Source organism: Nonomuraea sp. NPDC050404, from assembly GCF_040655495.1.
Classification (GTDB): Bacteria; Actinomycetota; Actinomycetes; order Streptosporangiales; family Streptosporangiaceae; genus Nonomuraea.
Map to the genome: position 1 here is coordinate 63,493 of NZ_JBFAKB010000040.1, position 16,229 is coordinate 79,721.

Sequence of the window (16,229 nt, forward strand, 5' to 3'; positions counted from 1 at the left end):
CCGGAAAACACGAACGCCCCCTGGAGTTCCAGGGGGCGTCGCTGTCAGAGGGTCACTGCTTCCACGGCTCGAAGTACGCCACCGTGGCGAAGTCGATCTCCAGGGCGTTCGGCGGGGTGCCGCCGGTCGCGCTGGCGCCCGTCACGAAGATGCGGACCCCGGCGTCCGTGGCGTCCACGGCCAGGCCGTGGGCGTTGTCGCCGGCGCCGACCGCGCCGTCGTAGCGGCCCGTCCAGACCTGCTCGCCGGTCGCGGCGTCGTAGGCGATGGTCACGTAGTCCGTGCCCAGGGCCTGGTTGTCGGCGCTCTGGCCGACGATGACCACCTTGGTGCCGTCGGGGGTCGTCTTGACGGCCCAGGCGTAGTCCTCGTTCTTGGCCTGGCCGTCGTGGCGCTGCGCCCAGGAGCGCTGCCCCGTGGCCGGGTCGTAGGCGATCGTGGTGAAGTCGGAGCCGGTGCCCTCGCCTGTGGTGTTGCCGGTGACGAACAACCTGCCCTGGGCGAGCGTCATGTCGTGCGGGGTGTCGCTCTTGTGCCCGGGGCCGTCGTAGCGGTCGGCCCACAACTCCTTTCCTGTCGCGAGGTCGTAGGCGATCGTCATCACGTCGCTCTGCGTGTCGCGGGTGGCGCTGGTGCCGGTGAGGTAGACGGCCTTGTCGTCGATGGCGCTGCCCGAGGGGACATCGATGCCGTTCGCGGGGCCGTTGTGGAGTGTCGTCCAGAGCTGCTGTCCGGTGGCGGCGTCGTAGGCGACCGTGCCCCAGTCGGACAGGCCCGCGCCGGGCCCGCCCTTGCTCTGGCCGCTGATGATGATCTTGGAGCCGTCCGGGGACAACTCGATCACCCGGGCATCGTCGGTGCCCTTGCCCGGCCCGTCGTGGCGGGCCGCCCACTTCTGGCTGCCGTCGGCGGTGTCGTAGGCGGCCGTGAAGTAGTCGGAGCCGCCGTCCGTGGTCATGCCCGTGACGTAGACGCTCTTCCCGTCGGGCGAGACCGTGATCGCGTTGGCGAAGTCGGAGCCGGCTCCGGGCGCCGCGTACCGGGCCTCCCAGAGTTGCTCGCCCGTGGCGGGGTCGTAGGCGAGCGTGACGGCGTCGTTGCCGGTCTCCGTGCCCGCGCTCAGGCCGACCACGAACACCTTGCCGCCGTCGGGGCTCACCCGCATGGCGTGCGGCTCGTCGAACCGGGCGGCCGGGCCGGTGTAGGTCTTGCTCCACAACTCGGCGCCGCTGGCCGCGTCGTAGGCGACGGTGGCGATGCTCGGGGCCAGCACGCCGGGCTTGTTGCCGTAGCTGGCGCCCGTCACGTAGACCCGCTGCCCCTTGGGGTCGGTGACGACGAACTCGGCCGAGTCCTCGCCGCCCGCGACGCCGTACGTGGCCGTCCACTTCTCGGCCGCCGGGCGCAGGATGACGGGGACGCGCACGGAGTGCCTGCGGTCCTTCCAGGTGAGGTGCCCGCCCACGTAGGCGTTCATCGCGGCGGTGGTCCTGGTGAAGGTGACCTTGAACGACCTCGTCTGCCCGGGCAGCAGCGTCAGCCGGCTCGGCGAGACCTTGGCCTTGATCCCGTCCAGGCCGGTGACCGAGGCGGTGTACGTGGCGATCGAACGACCGACGTTGGTCACCTTCCTGGTCACCGTCTGCGTGCCGGGCAGCCTGCCGATCGCGATCGAGGGCACGTTCAGGTCGCTGACGTCGAAGGAGTGGCCCTTCTTGGCCAGCGCGTCGCAGACCTTCTGCTCGACGCCCTTGGTGCTGCCGCACAGGAACGCCAGCCAGTCCTTGATCCCGCTGTCGTAGACCAGGCCGGGATCGGCGGCGCTGTTCGGGGTGACGTGCCCCGCGCCCTGGCCGAAGATCACCGAAGGGTCGGCGGCCGGGCCGTCCTTGACGTCGGAGCCGCTGGTCATGAGCGCCGACTTGATGGCCATCGGCGACCAGCGCGGGTTGAGGTCCTTCAGCAGCGCGGCCAGCCCGGCGACGTGCGGGGCGGACATGGAGGTGCCGCTGGAGAAGTTGAAGTCGAGCCCGCCCGCGCCCGGCGGCGCGTACGCGGCCAGGATGTCCTGCCCGGGGGCGATCAGGTCGGGCTTGAGCAGGTCGCCGCCGCCCGCGGCGAGCGGCCCGCGCGAGGAGAACGCGGCCAGGTACGGTGCCGGCGCGTCGCTGGTGATCTTCGCCTGCTCGACCGTCGCCGTGGCGCCGTCGGAGGCCGCGTAGTCCTTGACGGCCTGCCGGTCCTTGACCGCCAGATGCACGGTCGGGATGGTGTGCAGGTCGGCGTTGAGCGAGTTCTCGTCGGTGTTGGCCAGGATCACGCCCAGACCGCCGGCCTCGGCGACCGCGACGCTCTTGTTGACCCGCGCCGTCACCCCCCGGTCGCAGAGCACGATCTTGCCCTTGACCTTGGCCGGGTCGAGCACCGCCGTGCCGCCGTTGTCCCTGGCGGCCCAGCACTGCGCCGCCTTCGCCGGATCGGCGCCGGACACCCCGGCCGCCGCCGCGTCGATGAGCGGCGCCGGACCCGCCTTGGCGGCGGCCACCGAGACCCCGCTGAGGGCCGTCCCGTTGCCCAGCGTCGCCGACCCCCGCGTGCCGCGGTCGTGCGTGCCGGCCGCGACCGTGGTCACCCACGGGGACGGGTGCGCCACCGTACTGGCGGCGGGCCCGCTGTTGCCGGCGGAGGCGGCCACGAACACGCCCGCCTCCGCCGCGGCCAGGAACGCCACCTCGGCCGGGTCCAAGAAGTCCGTGCTCGTGCCGGAGACCGAGTAGTTGATGACGTCCACGCCGTCTGCCACCGCCTGGTCGATCGCGGCGACGAGGTCGGAGTAGTAGCCGTTGGCCGTGGCGGCGTCCTGGGTGGACCACAACGCCTTGTACGCGGCCACCCTGGCGCGCGGCGCGATACCGCTGACCTTGCCGAACGCCGCCGCCGGGCCCGTCACGGCCACGTCGTGGTTGCCCGCCGCCGTGGAGGCCGTGTGCGTGCCGTGCCCGTTGTAGTCGCGCGGCGACTGGAACTCCCAGGGGAGTTGCTCCTTGACGCCCGCGTCGCCGCCCCAGCCCGCGTTGAAGTGCTTGGCCGAGATGATCTTGCCGTTGCACAGGGCCGCGGTCCAGGAGGCGTCCGGGCTGCTCTGCGTGCAGGCGCCGTTGAAGCCGCGCAGGGGGCCGTACTTCCTGCCGCTTCCGTCGGGGCTGGCGAAGCTCTTGCTGTCCGCCCAGATGCCACTGTCGATCACGCCGATGACCAGGCCGTCGCCCGCGCCCTTGCCCCTCCAGCCGCCGGTCGGGCCGCCGAGCTTGTCCCACAGGCCGCCGCGCTCGTCGAGACCGAGGAAGGCCGGCGTGGAGGACGTCGCCACCGATACCTTCCTGTCCTCGGTCACGGAGACGACCTCGGGTAACGCGCGCATCTTCGCCGCCTCGCCGGCGGTCAGGCGGGCGGCGAAACCGCCGTAGGCGTAGAGGTACTCGTAGACCTTGCTGCCGCCGGCCTTCTTCAGCGCGGCGTCGTGCCGGCCCTTCAGGTGATCGACGTACTCGCCCACCTCGGCCGAGCGGGTCTCGATCTTCTCGCCCTCGGCGGGCTTGGTCTTCGACAGACCGGCCCGGTCGCCCTCGTACGTCGCCACGGGCTCGTCGGCCAGCCGCACGATATAGGTCTTCTGCTCCTCCGCCGCCTGCGCGGGCGGTACGTTCGGCCAGGCGAGCCCGGCCATCGTCAGCCCGGTCAGCGCGGCGGTCGTCACCAGTCGTCTGGGGGATGTGGACAGCTGCATCGTCGCCCCTTCATGCGTCCCGCGGGTCACGCGGATGATCGCCGAGGCTAATTACGGACGGGCCGGGCCGGCATCCGTACCGCATACGGATTTATGGCGGCTATAAGCCGAAATTTGTGATCCGATAGCCTGTTTGCCGCTGATATCCGGTAGGAGGTGGCCGCTTGCCTCTGGGACCGGCCCCCTCGGGCTCGCTCTCCGACGTGCTCATCGGCCGCCGTTCCGAGCTGGCGCTGCTGCGCGCGGTCATCGCGGACCGGCCCTCGCTCGCCCTGGTCGAAGGCGAGGCGGGCATCGGCAAGAGCCGCCTGGTCGCGGAGCTGCTCGCGGCCCCGGAACAGGCCGGGACGCGCCGGCTCGTCGGACAGTGCGAGCAACTCCAGGAACCGCTGCCGCTCTCACCCCTGCTCGACGCCTTCCGCCAGGCCGCCGACGAACTGACCCCCTCCAGGCCGGACAACCCCGTGGTGGGGGCGCTGGCCCCGCTGCTGCCCGAGATCGCCGCGTACCTGCCGCCGCCCCTTCCACCGCTGCCCGACCAGCGGGCAGAGCGGCACCGGGTGTTCCGCGCCGCGCTCGCCCTGCTCGACCACCTGAGCCCGCTGGTGCTCGTGCTGGAGGACGTGCACTGGGCCGACGGCGGCACGCACGACTTCCTCGCCTTCCTGGCCGCGCACCAGCCGCGCGACGTGGCGGTGATCTGCACCGTACGGACCGGATCCGGCCTGCTGCCCATCCGCGAGGCGTTCGCCAGGTCCCCCTCGGGCCCCGCGCGCACGCTCACCCTGGCCCCGCTGAGCCTGCCCGAGGTGGAGGAGCTCGCGCGGAGCATCCTGCGGGCCGAACTCCCCAGAACCTTCGCCGCTCCCCTGTATGAGAAGACCGGCGGCATCCCGTTCGTCGTGGAGGAGGTGCTGCGCACGCTGCTGGAACGGCTGCCCGCCGGCGACATCCCCGGCCGCCCCGACGTGCTGGCCGACCTGGCCGTGCCGACCGTGCTGCGGGACGTGGTGCTCCAGCGCCTGTCCGCGCTCGACGACCCGTCGCAGGAGATCCTCGGCGCCGCGGCCGTCATCGGCATGACCCCCGACGACCGGGTGCTGGCGGAGGTCAGCGACCACAGCCCGCCGGAGGTCGCCAGGGCGCTGGCCAAGGCGCAGGCCGTCGGGCTGCTGCACGAGGAGGACGGCCGCAGCAGGTTCCGGCACGCGCTGGCCAGGCAGATCGTGTACGAGTCCGTGGCCGTGTCGGGGCGGCGCTGGCTGCACCTGCGTACCGCGCGGGCCCTGGAGTCCGGCGCGGAGCCCAGGCCCGTGGCGCGGCTGGCGCACCACTTCCGGCACGCGGGCCGCACGGCCGACTTCGTGGGCAACGCGGAGGCCGCCGCCGACACGGCCCTGTCCCACGGCAACGAGGCCACGGCCGCCCGGTTCCTGCTCCAGGCGCTGGAGATCGGCGAATTGCCACTTGAGGTGCGCGTACGGCTGGCGGTCAAGCTCGGCAGGGCGGCGGTGGACGGCCTGGCGCACGCGGAGGCCGTGCCGCTGCTCGAACGCCTGCTGGCCACCGAGCCCCTGCCCGCACCGCTGCGCGGCGAACTGCGCTTCGCGCTCGGCCGGCTGCTGCGCCAGCAGGGGCAGGCGCGGGCGGGTTACCTGCAGATCGAGCGCGCGATCGACGACCTCGGCGAGCGGCCGGAGCTGCTCGGCCGCGCGCTGGCGGTGCTGGCCGCGCCGGAGACCGTGGTGGACCGGCACATGAGCGAGCACGCCGCCCGCTGCGACGAGGCCGAGCGGGCCGCGCGCCGCAGCGGCGACCCCGGTGTGGACATCGCGGTACGCATCGCGCGCGCCTGCCTGCTGCTGGAGCAGGGCGACCCGGACAGCTGGCGGCTGATCGACGGGTTGCTGGCCGACGACCGGCTGCGCGCCGCACCCAGGGAGCACGCCCGCGCCTGCCTCAACTGGGCGCAGGCCGCCCTGCACCTCGGCCGGCTGGACCGGGCCGAATCCCTGCTGGCGGAGGGCCGCCGGGTGGCCGGCGAGGCCGGTTACCTGCGGGTGGCGGAGGTCGTCGAGCTTGTCTCCGCCTCCGTGGACCGGGCGGCCGGGCGGTGGGACGGGCTGGCGGCGCGCGTACGGCGGCTGGGCGCGGACTCGGCCGCCTTCGCCGCCGCGTCGCTGGACTCGCGGCTGCTGCGCGGGGCCCTGCTGACCGCGACCGGGCCCGCCGAGCAGGCCGTCGAGTGCCTGCGCGAGGTGATCGCGATCGCCGAGCGGGTGGGGGCGGTCTGGCCGCTCATCCCGGCCCGGATGACGTTGTCCCGGCTGCTGCTGACCCTGGACGACCCCGCGGGCGCCGCCGAACACGCCATGGCCGCACTCGGCCGGGCCCGCGCCAAGGGGAACTGGGTGTGGGCGGCCGAGAGTGTGTTGTGCCTGGTGGACGCGCTTGAAGGTGGCGATGGGAACGAAGAGCTGGTGGCGGAGTTGCGGGCCGGGGTGGAAGGGGCCGACGCGCCGCTCGCCCTGGCCGCGTTGCTGACCGCCGAGGCCGTGCTGGCGCGGGCGGCCGATCCCGTACGGGCGGAGCTACTGCTGGACCGGGCGCGGGCGGTGTCGCGCGAGGCCGGGCTGCGGTACGAGGAGGCGCTGGCCGGCGAACGGCTGGGCCGGTGGCGGTGCGAGCGCGGCGCGGCCGACGGGGGTCCGCCGCTGGAGGAGGCGCTGCGCGCGTACGGAGCGATGGGGGCGGATCGGGACATCGCCCGGATCTGCCGGGTCATGCGGCGCGGCGGCGTGCCCATCCCGTACCCGTGGCGGGGCGGCCGTCCCTCACACGGGCAGACGCTGTCGTCGCGGGAACGCGAGGTGGCGCTGCTGGCGGCGGCGGGGAAGACGAACCAGGAGATCGCCGACGCGCTGTTCCTGTCCAGGCGCACGGTGGAGAGTCACGTCGCGAGCGTGCTGCGCAAACTGGGCCTGCCTTCGCGCAAGGAGCTGCGCACGTTCCCCGTGGCGTAGCCCGGGTCAGCCGCTCACCAGGCGGTTCTCCCATGCCCATGCCGCGAGTTCGACCCGGTTGCGCATGCCGAGTTTGACCATGGCGGCCGACACGTGGCCCTTGACCGTGCTCACCGAGATGCACAGCCCGGCGGCGATCTCCTGGTTGGTGCGGCCCCTGGCCACCGCGCGGACGATCTCGGTCTCGCGGTCCGACAGCGGATTGGCGGCGCGGACGGACCTCCGGGTCGTCACGTGGCGCAGCAGGCGCAGGGTGATCGACGGGGAGATCAGCGCGTCTCCGGCGTGTGCCGCCCTGACCGCCTCCAGGAGCAGGTCGGGGCCCACGTCCTTGAGCACGAAGCCGGACGCGCCGCCGCGCAGCGCGCCGTAGACGTACTCGTCGAGGTCGAAGGTGGTGACCACGATCACCCGCAGCGGGTCGCGGACGGCGGGGCCCGCCAGGGCGGCGGTGACCTCGATGCCGTCCATGCGGGGCATCTGGATGTCCACCAGGCACACGTCCGGGCGCAGCCTGCGGGCCAGGGCGACCGCCTCCTCCCCGTCGGCGGCCTCGGCCACCACGCGGAGGTCGGGCTGGTCCTCCAGGATGACGCGCAGGCACTGGCGGATCATGGGCTGGTCGTCGGCCAGCAACACCGTGATGCTCATATGAGGGGCAGGCCGGCGAGCACGGTCCAGCCGCCTTCCCCGCGCGGGCCGGCGGACAGCGTGCCGCCGAGGGCTTCGACGCGTTCCCGCATCCCGACCAGGCCGTATCCGCGAGCCTTCCGCGCGCGGCGGCGCGGCGCGGAGGGGAGCGGCCGGGCGTCGTCCGTGACCTCCACCGACAGCTCCCGGTTCCCCTGGGTGACGCGTACGGTGACCGATCCGGCGTGCGGGGCGTGGCGGGCGACGTTGGTCAGCGACTCCTGGACGATCCGGTAGACGGTGCCGGCCACCTCGGACGGCCACACCGGCTCGCCGTCGGGCAGCAGCAGCGTCACCGGAGGCCCGTTGAACCGGCCGACCAGTTCGTCGAGCCGTTCGATGCCGGGAGGTGCGCCGCCGCGTTCGCGCAGCAGGCCGACGACTCGGCGGGTCGCGGCCAGGGCGTCGGCGCCGGCCGCCTCGATGTCGGCGAGCGAGCCCGGCACCCTGTCCGGATGTTTGCCGGAGACGAGCCGGGCGGCCTGGGCCTGGAGCACGACGCAGGTGACGTGGTGTGCGACGACGTCGTGGAGCTCCCTGGCCAGTTCCAGGCGTTCGTGGCGGCGTACGCGCTCGGCGGCGGCGTGCCGGCGGGCGGCCAGCAGCCGGGGCCCCAGGCCGGCCGCGACGGCGGCGAACCAGGCGCCGCCGTTCAGCAGCACGACGGAGTTGTGCGTGGATCCGGACAGGGAGCTGCCGAAGGCCACCGCGAGCCCCGCGGTCGCGACGCCCGCGGCGGGGACGACCGGCAACGACCTGACTGCGGAGCCGATCAGCACCGCCAGGCCCAGGGCGATGCCGGGCCCCGGCTCCGCGGGCAGCCCGGCCAGCCGCGCGACCACGATCGCCGCCACCGCGACGACCAGGCCCGCGACGGCCGTCCAGAACCGGGCGACGCGGCGTACCAGGGCCAGCGCGCACACCACCGCACCCGCCGCACCGCCGAAGACCCAGTAGCTCCCGCCCCAGCTGGCCGCGACCGCCTGGGCCCAGAAGGCGAGCACCACGACGGCCGCGGCGCAGAGCGCGGCGCTCTGCCACCACACACGCACACCGGACACGTTAGAAGGCGCGCCCCGGGTGCGGCACCGGCCGAAAGTACGGTCCCGGGTCCGGCTTTCGGACGAGGCGAGCACGCGGGCGGGGTTCGTAGGCTGGGGCCATGGCAGAAGATCAGCGTGACGTCCGCGTCGAGATGAAGATGCTCATGTCGGTCACCGACGTCCGGGCCCTGACGGACACGGCCGTGGAGATGATCGAGCGGGAAGGCGTCTGGCACATCGGCCCCGGCGCGACCCCGGCCCAGAAGCAGGAGGAGATCGACAAGATCAAGGCGGATCCGGCGCACGCGGTGAGCAACCTGATCGCGTACATGCACCTCGACGACCTGATCGCCAAGGCGGTCCCCGGTCTGGAGGCCGGCGAGGCGAGCGTGGCCGCCAGGGTCGGCGACACAGAGGATCTGCCCTAACAAATCGCTCGTTTTACACCATAGACAACAAACCTTCACATTGTTACGTTCACTCCTGAGAGAGATGACAACGCTGTCATTCCGGTCTCCCCCAACTGGAGCAGTGAACGTTGATGGTGTCTCGACGTACCTTCCTATGGGCGAACGGCGTGGTTCTCGCGGCCGGCGGGCTCGGGCTCAGCCTGCCGAATGCCGCCACCGCCGCGACCGCCGCGACCCCCCTCCTGCCCGGCTTCGGCCGCCCCACCCGCCTGGACTTCGCCGACCTCAGCGCCGTGCACGGCAACGACCAGCTACTCCTGACCACCCTCCAGGGCGTCGTCAACCGGCGTAACCCGCGCCTGTACTTCAACTACACCGCCGAGAACTACGACACCACCTGGTTATCGAGCACCGGCGCCCGCGTCACCCGCCACGACGACCCGCTCAGCCTGATCGCCCGCTACCGGGGCGAGGTCCGCGGCGCGATCCTGCACGACCCGGCCGTCCCCGACTCGATCAACGTCGCCACCACGCTGGCCGGCCTGGAGAACGCCGTCGCCGCCACCGCCGAGCAGGCCGCCGAGCACGGCCTCAAGGTCATCACCGACCTGCGCGGCCGCTTCAAGGCCGACGACGTGCTGGCCACCTACCGATGGCAGCTCGACAACCTGTTCCCGCGCTGCACGAAGGCCCTGCTCAGCGGCCTGCCGACGACCAGGACGGTCAAGGTCGACGGCGTTCAGTGGCGCGAGGTGGCCAAGGAGAGCGAGCGCATCAGGGACACCTCCAACCGGCAGGTACGCACCTTCGACCTCAGCCAGGAGCTGACCGGCCAGGACGGCGTATACCTGCGCTTCCAGGACTCCTTCGGCGACGACGGCTGGGGCGCCTCGGTCGGCTCGGTCGTGGTCAAGGCCGACGGGACGCAGATCGCCTCCTTCACCCCCGGCACGGACGCCGAGGCCCCGTACCTCTTCGACGGCCTCAACTCCGCCATCGGCGCGGAGTCCAACCGCTTCGCCGACGGCGGCAACTACTTCATCTACCGCTTCACCGCACCGGCGAGCGCCAAGCAGCTGACCGCCGAGGTGGACCTGTGGAACCAGTTCCTGGTCACCGCCACCACCACCGCACCCACCCGGGTCGAGCCGTTCCCCTACTTCCGCGACTACACGGTGGCCATGAAGGCCATGGTGTTCTGGCTGCCGCCCTCCGGCCAGACGGGCGAGTTGCTGGACGAGATCTTGGACAAGGTCAAGCCCACGACGCCGTACGCGGGCTGGTTCTCCAACGACGTGGCCGGCGAGTGGGGCGGGGTGGACCGGGCCTCGCAACACGCGGTCGAGGTGGTGCCCGCCGACTACTACATGAACGGCACCGTGCACGCGGGCGTCCCCGCCAGGATCTCCGACCGGGTACGCCCGAGGCCGCCCGCCACCCTGCGGAACCGGGTCTACCTGACGCTGACGGTCGGCGAGGGCGACAACATCCAGTACTGCCAGCGCAAGATGCGCGAGCTCTGGGACAACCCCGCCCGGGGCAAGGTGCCCACGAACTGGACGGTCAGCCCGCTGCTCGCCGACATCGGCCCGGCGCTGCTGGCGTACTACCAGCGCACGGCCACCGACAACGACCTGCTGATCGCGGGCCCGTCCGGCGCGGGCTACACCTACCCGGGCTCCTGGCCGGAGCAGGACGTGGACGCCTACACCAAGCTGACCGGACGGTTCCTGCGCCGCACGGGCCTGGACCTGGTCTACGCCTACAACCATCGCAAGCCGGAGGGTGACGGCTGGGTGGCCTTCGACGAGCGGATCGCGGCCTCGTACAGGAAGAACACCCCGTTGCGCGGCATCATCCAGTCGTGGGAGAGCGGCGACCTTCAGGTCCGGCTGGCCGGGCTGCCGATCATCGGGAACTTCTCGCCGCAGGGCAAGGCGCAGGAGTACCGGGACACGCTGGTCAAGAGCATCGAAGGGTGGGACGGCGGGAAGCCGCTGTTCATCGCCGGGGCGGTCAACGCCTGGAACTGGACGCCCGCGGACATCGCCGAGCTGGGTGAGCTGCTCGGCGAGCCCTTCGAGATCGTCCGGGGAGACACCTTCTTCGCGCTGCTGAACGAGTTCATGAGCCGCGAGGGATAGCCGGGGCCGGACGGCGGCCTGCACGCTTCGGCGGTCAGGCCGCCTCGGACCTTCACCCGCCAACGTCAGGCCGCCCCGGGCCTTCACCCGCCGGAGTCAGGCCGCCTCGGGCCTGCCGTACTTCGCGAACAGTTCCCCCACCTGGCGGGGGTCGGCGGCGGTGGCGAGCGACAGGGTCAGCAGGAGGCGCGCCTTCTGCGGGAGCAGGTCCTGGGCGGAGATCACGCCGGGCACGTCGGCGTGGACGGCGCCGGCGGTGTTGCGGTTGGCGGCGACCAGGACCACGCCCTGCTTGACCGCGGCCTGCGCCTGCTCGAACTGCTGCGGCGAGGGAGTGCCCGCGAACACCAGCCCCTTGGCCCCCGCGTCGGCGAACGCCTTCACCGGCTCCCCGCCGGCCTGCGCGTAGGTGTAGACGATCTCGGTCTTCGGCAGCTTGTCACGCGCGATCCTCGACAGGTCGAACGGGGTCTTCACGCAGGTCCTGGCGGGTGCGCGGAGCAGCGTGACGCCCCGGTCGCCGATGGTGCCCAGCCGGCCGGTCTCGGGGGCGGCGAAGGTGTCCTGGCGCTGGGTGCTGGTCTTGGTGACCTCCCTGGCGGCGAAGATCTCCTCGTTCAGCGAGACCACGGTGCCGAAGCAGCGCGTACGGCCGCTCGCCGCCAGGCGGATCGCGTTGTAGAGGTTGGGCGGGCCGTCGCTGCCGATCGCGGTCCACGGGCGCATGGCTCCGGTGAGCACGACCGGCTTGGGGCTGCGTACGGTGAGGTCGAGCCAGTAGGCCAGCTCTTCCATCGTCTGGGTGCCGGTGGCCACCACCACGGCGTCCGCGGTGGCCAGTTCCCGATCGACCAGGCGGGACAGGTCGTGGTACTCGGCCAGGGTGTAGTCGGTCGAGCCCTTGCCGCCGAACTCACGTACCGACACCTCGGCGACCTTGCCCACCTCGGGCTGCAGGAACTTCACCAGGTCGGCGGTGGGCAACCGGCCGGGCTCGTAGCCCTCGAAGCTCACGCGGCTGCCGGCCGCGCCGGCGATCGTGCCGCCGGTGCCGATCACGGCGATCTTCGGCTTGGCCGTCTGCTCCGCGGCCAGCGCGGGGGCCGTACCAAAGATGATCACGGCGGCGGCGGCAGTGGCGGCAAGGGTTCGCTTCAACACCTGGGGATTCCTGTTCTTCAGTGGTTGTCCCCGATTCTTCGGGACGCGGCCGCCCAGGTCAGTCACGCGGGCCGGTGGCCTGGAGGTAGGGCATCCCCCCGCGGAAACGCTGAGGAAACAGGCGGCGGCGTTGCATGGGAGCCCGCATCGGCGACGACCAGGAGACCCACGTGACCCAGCGCCTGTCCCGGCGAAGCATGCTTGGTGCCGTCCCGCTCGCGGCCGGCAGCGTGCTGGCGAGTTCCGGCTTCACCGAGGCCGCCGCCGAATCCTCCCGCACCGGGCGGATTCCCGGTGACCTGCGTCCCGGCGGCGCCTTCGACCTGTACATCAAGGACATGGCCGACAAGGACCAGTTCTCCGGCACGGTGCTGCTGGCCCACCGGGGCAGGCAGGTGCTGGCCCGCGCCTACGGCATGGCCGACAAGGAAAAGGGCATCCGCAACCAGATCAACACCATCTACGCCCTGGCCTCGGCGTCGAAGCCGTTCACCGGGCTGGCTGTCGTCCAGCTCGCCCAGCAGAAGAAGATCAAGTTCTACGAGACGGTCGGCACCTACCTGGACGGCTTCCCGGAGGCGATCGCGGACCACGTCACCGTGCACCAGATGCTCACCCACACCGCCGGGATGACCGACCCGAGGAACACCCAGCCCGACTCGCACATCTTCACCGGCATCGCCGAGCGCAACGAGGACATCGCGCGGCGGGCGCGGACCCAGACGCTCCGCTTCGTCCCTGGCACGAAGAAGGAGTATTCGAGCATGGGGTACGAGGTGCTCGGCGAACTGGTCGCGAAGGTCTCCGGGCAGGACTTCCACACCTACGTCAAGGAGCACGTCTTCACCCCGGCCAAGATGGCCGACTCGGCCTACTACACCAGGGACGAGTGGCTGGCGAACGAGCGCATCGCGCATCCGTACATGCTGCAGAAGGACGGCTCCCGCATCGACGGCGTGCGCAACCTGGACGCGGACGGCACCGCCGGTGACGTGCCCGGCACCAACTCGGCGCGCGGCTTCATCGGATCCGGCGGCGGCAACGGCTTCTCCACCGCCCCCGACCTGGTCCGCTTCGCCACCGCCCTGCGGAAGAACGACCTGCTCAACCCGGCCTTCACCCGCCTCTACGTGAACTCCAAGGTCTCCGGGCCGCCCATGCGCACGTCAGGGCCCGACGACCCCGCCCGCACCGAGGGCTTCCACGCCTACGGGCCGACCTCCTCCATCTACAACAACCAGCACTACATCTCCCACGGCGGCGGCATCGCGGGCGGCTCCACGAACTGGACCTTCTACCTGGACATCGACTGGGTCGCCGTCGTCCTGTGCAACTACGACCTGGCCATCGAGCCGATCATCGCGCAGGAACGCAGCCGCATCACCGCGCCGTACGCCTGACGACCCAGCCGAAAGCGCCTGACAGCCCGGCCGAAGCGCCTGACAGCCCGACCGAAGGCGCCTGACGGCCTGGCCGAAGCGCCTGACGGCCCGGCCGAAAGCGCCTGACGGCCTGGCCGAAAGTACCGTTGCGGGCCGCGAGACACGACTTGTGGCCGAGGTCCGCGACGGGCCGCATCCGCAGGATGAGGCGCATGCCTTACGCAGACCCCGCCCCGGCACCGACCACCGACTCCCCCCGCCCCGGCCGCCCCCGGGTCGCCGCGCTCGACGTCCTGCGCGGACTCACCCTGTGCGAGATCCTCCTCGCCAACATCCAGCTCATCGCCACCCACGGCAGAGCCGTCACCACGCAGCCCATGGGCGAGTGGGACCCCTGGCTCGGCCTGCCGACCTTCTCCCTGCTGTTCGGCATCGGCTTCTCGCTGCTGCTGGACTCCGCCGCGGACCGCGCCCCCCGCCCACGGCTCGCCCTGCTGCGCCGCCTGCTGGCCCTGCTGGCGTTCGGCCTGGTGCACGCGCTGCTGTGGCCGGGCGAGATCCTGACCATGTACGCCATCGTCGGCCTGCTGGTGCTGCTCCCCTCGACCTGGCTGCCACGGTGGGCCGTGGCCGCCCTCGCCCCCGCGTTCCTGGCGGCGGCGCTGATCACCGGCCTGGGCGGCGGGCCGCTGATGATCGCCGGGCTGTTCCTGCTGGGCTCGGCGCTGGTCCGCTACGGAGTGGTCGAGCGCATCGAGCGGTCCACCCGGGGCCCGCTCCTGCTGGGCCTGCTCTTCGCGGCGGGAACGGCCGCCGCCCTGTCGGCACGGACCGGGGCGCAGCCGTCCGTCGCCTCCGCCCTGGCCGACCTGCTGCTGGTAGGCGTGTACGTCTGCGCCCTGCTGCTCCTGCTCAGGACGCCGCTGCGACCGGTGCTGCGGTTCGTCTTCGCGCCATTGGGCCGGATGGCGCTGACCAACTACCTGTCCGCCACCGTCCTCGTCCTGGCGGCCACGCACCTGCTCGGCCTGCCGATCGGCCAATCCCCGGCGGCGGCGTTCACCACCGCCGGCGTCATACTCGGGGCCCAGTGGCTGTTGTCCACGCTCTGGTTGCGCCACCACCGCCAGGGCCCCCTCGAATGGCTCTGGCGCTGGGCCACCTGGCTCCGGCGCCCGGCCGGCAGATGAGTGTCGCGTTCCGCGGAGACGCCGCGCCGTACCGCCGGCAGCGCCGGATCGGCGAGATCGGGCCAGCGGGCCGTGCGGGAAGCCTCCAGCCGGTCCTGCCACGGGACGCTCGCCCGCGCGAGCGTGAGGTAGTGGCGGAGCAGGCCGGCGGCGGCCCTGGCGTCGACGAGCGCGTCGTGATGTCCGTCCAGCGGAACCTCGGCGAGCGCGCAGCAGCCGGCGAGATTGCGCGGCGCCCCCGGAAGGAAGCGCGGCGCCCATTTTATGCCCTCCACGTGCACCGAGCCGTCGGCGCTGCGGTTGGTGTTGCCGGGGGCTGCTCCGGACGTCTTGAACACTGCCGACTCTGATCATTCTGTTCAAATATGGACCCATGACCCTCACGGAGATGGACGCCACGGCAGAGCAGTACCGGGACTTCGCCGCCCGGCAGGCCCGCGGCGCCTCCCCCCTGTACGAGCAGCTCACGCTCGGCGTGGCGGCCGACGGCGAACTGCTCGACCTGCTGACCGCCCTGCCGCCCGCCAAGCGCCAGCCCAACCTGCTCCTGGCCGCCACCCGGTACCTCACCGGCACCGCGTCCGGCTACGACGACTTCCGCCGGTCCGTACTCGACAACCGTGACGCCGTCGTGGCGACGATGCTCGCCCGTTACACGCAGACCAACGAGCCGGGCCGGTGCGCCGCCCTGTACCCACTGCTCGCCTCGCTCCCCCAACCGGTGGCACTGCTGGAGGTCGGCGCGTCGGCCGGGTTGTGCCTGTACCCCGACCGCTATGCCTACGACTACGACGGCCGGGCGGCTGGTGCCGTGGACAGCCCGCTGCGGCTGAGCTGCCGTACCGAGGGCAGCCCGCCGCCGCACCTCGCGGAACCGGGTCCGGTGACCGTCGCCTGGCGGGCGGGCATCGACCTCAACCCCCTCGACGTCAGGAACGCCGACGACGTCCGCTGGCTGCGCACGCTGGTCTGGCCGGAGCAGGACGAGCGGCTGCGACGCCTGGACACCGCGATCGCCCTGGCTCAGGCCGACCCGCCGCACCTCCTGCGCGGCGACCTGAACGCCCGCCTCGGAGAGCTGGCCGCCCAGGCTCCCGCGCACGCCACGCTCGTCGTCTTCCACACCGCGGTGCTCTGTTACGTGCCGGACGAGGAGCGGGCCGCGTTCGTAGATCAGGTCGGGCGGCTCGACTGCCGCTGGATCTCGCAGGAGGGGCCGGAGTTCTTCCCCGGCATCGCCGCCCGCCTGCGCCGGCAGCCTCCGGCGGACACCATCACCTACGTTCTCGCGCAGGACGGCCGGCCGCTCGCCTTCTCCGCGATGCACGGCGGCTGGATACAGTGGCTGCCCTGATCGTGACCGGCCGCGAGTTCGGCTTCCGGCTCACCGGTGAGACGG

10 protein-coding genes are annotated in these 16,229 nt (G+C 72.3%); 6 read left to right on the forward strand and 4 right to left on the reverse strand.

Annotated elements, in window-relative coordinates:
• Positions 1 to 52 precede the first annotated feature (52 nt).
• On the reverse strand, positions 53 to 3,787 hold the full coding sequence (locus AB0I81_RS57290; RefSeq protein ID WP_360677635.1) for a S8 family serine peptidase: 3,735 nt from the start codon (positions 3,785 to 3,787) through the stop codon (positions 53 to 55).
• A gap of 164 nt (positions 3,788 to 3,951) precedes the next feature.
• Between AB0I81_RS57290 and AB0I81_RS57295 the strand changes: the two genes are divergently transcribed.
• On the forward strand, positions 3,952 to 6,810 hold the full coding sequence (locus AB0I81_RS57295) for an AAA family ATPase (protein ID WP_360677637.1): 2,859 nt from the start codon (positions 3,952 to 3,954) through the stop codon (positions 6,808 to 6,810).
• A gap of 6 nt (positions 6,811 to 6,816) precedes the next feature.
• Here the strand turns inward: AB0I81_RS57295 and AB0I81_RS57300 are convergent, their stop codons facing one another.
• Both AB0I81_RS57300 and AB0I81_RS57305 read right to left on the reverse strand, forming a co-directional pair.
• Positions 6,817 to 7,461 carry a response regulator transcription factor gene (locus AB0I81_RS57300; protein WP_360677639.1) on the reverse strand — a complete coding sequence of 215 codons (645 nt, stop codon included), beginning with the start codon at positions 7,459 to 7,461 and terminating at the stop codon, positions 6,817 to 6,819.
• Entirely contained in the window at positions 7,458 to 8,552 is a 1,095-nt protein-coding gene (locus AB0I81_RS57305) for a histidine kinase (RefSeq protein ID WP_360677641.1), read from the reverse strand. Before AB0I81_RS57305 ends, AB0I81_RS57300 begins: the two co-directional genes overlap by 4 nt.
• Before the next feature lie 110 nt (positions 8,553 to 8,662).
• On the opposite strand from AB0I81_RS57305, the gene AB0I81_RS57310 reads away from it, so the two are divergent.
• Both AB0I81_RS57310 and AB0I81_RS57315 read left to right on the forward strand, forming a co-directional pair.
• On the forward strand, positions 8,663 to 8,971 hold the full coding sequence (locus AB0I81_RS57310) for a hypothetical protein (RefSeq protein ID WP_360677643.1): 309 nt from the start codon (positions 8,663 to 8,665) through the stop codon (positions 8,969 to 8,971).
• A 149-nt stretch (positions 8,972 to 9,120) separates the two neighbouring features.
• Positions 9,121 to 11,097: a GxGYxYP domain-containing protein gene (locus tag AB0I81_RS57315; RefSeq protein ID WP_360677645.1), complete on the forward strand. Its 1,977-nt coding sequence runs from the start codon at positions 9,121 to 9,123 to the stop codon at positions 11,095 to 11,097.
• 96 nt (positions 11,098 to 11,193) lie between these two features.
• Here the strand turns inward: AB0I81_RS57315 and AB0I81_RS57320 are convergent, their stop codons facing one another.
• On the reverse strand, positions 11,194 to 12,258 hold the full coding sequence (locus AB0I81_RS57320) for an asparaginase (RefSeq protein ID WP_360677647.1): 1,065 nt from the start codon (positions 12,256 to 12,258) through the stop codon (positions 11,194 to 11,196).
• 134 nt (positions 12,259 to 12,392) lie between these two features.
• Here AB0I81_RS57320 and AB0I81_RS57325 point away from each other — a divergent pair, with 134 nt between their 5' ends.
• The 3 genes from AB0I81_RS57325 (at position 12,393) to AB0I81_RS57335 (ending at position 16,184) form a co-directional block, all read left to right on the forward strand.
• Positions 12,393 to 13,658 carry a serine hydrolase domain-containing protein gene (locus tag AB0I81_RS57325; RefSeq protein ID WP_360677649.1) on the forward strand — a complete coding sequence of 422 codons (1,266 nt, stop codon included), beginning with the start codon at positions 12,393 to 12,395 and terminating at the stop codon, positions 13,656 to 13,658.
• A gap of 194 nt (positions 13,659 to 13,852) precedes the next feature.
• Positions 13,853 to 14,830 carry a DUF418 domain-containing protein gene (locus AB0I81_RS57330; RefSeq protein WP_360677651.1) on the forward strand — a complete coding sequence of 326 codons (978 nt, stop codon included), beginning with the start codon at positions 13,853 to 13,855 and terminating at the stop codon, positions 14,828 to 14,830.
• A gap of 373 nt (positions 14,831 to 15,203) precedes the next feature.
• Positions 15,204 to 16,184 carry a DUF2332 domain-containing protein gene (locus tag AB0I81_RS57335; protein WP_360677653.1) on the forward strand — a complete coding sequence of 327 codons (981 nt, stop codon included), beginning with the start codon at positions 15,204 to 15,206 and terminating at the stop codon, positions 16,182 to 16,184.
• The last annotated feature ends 45 nt before the right edge of the window (positions 16,185 to 16,229 follow it).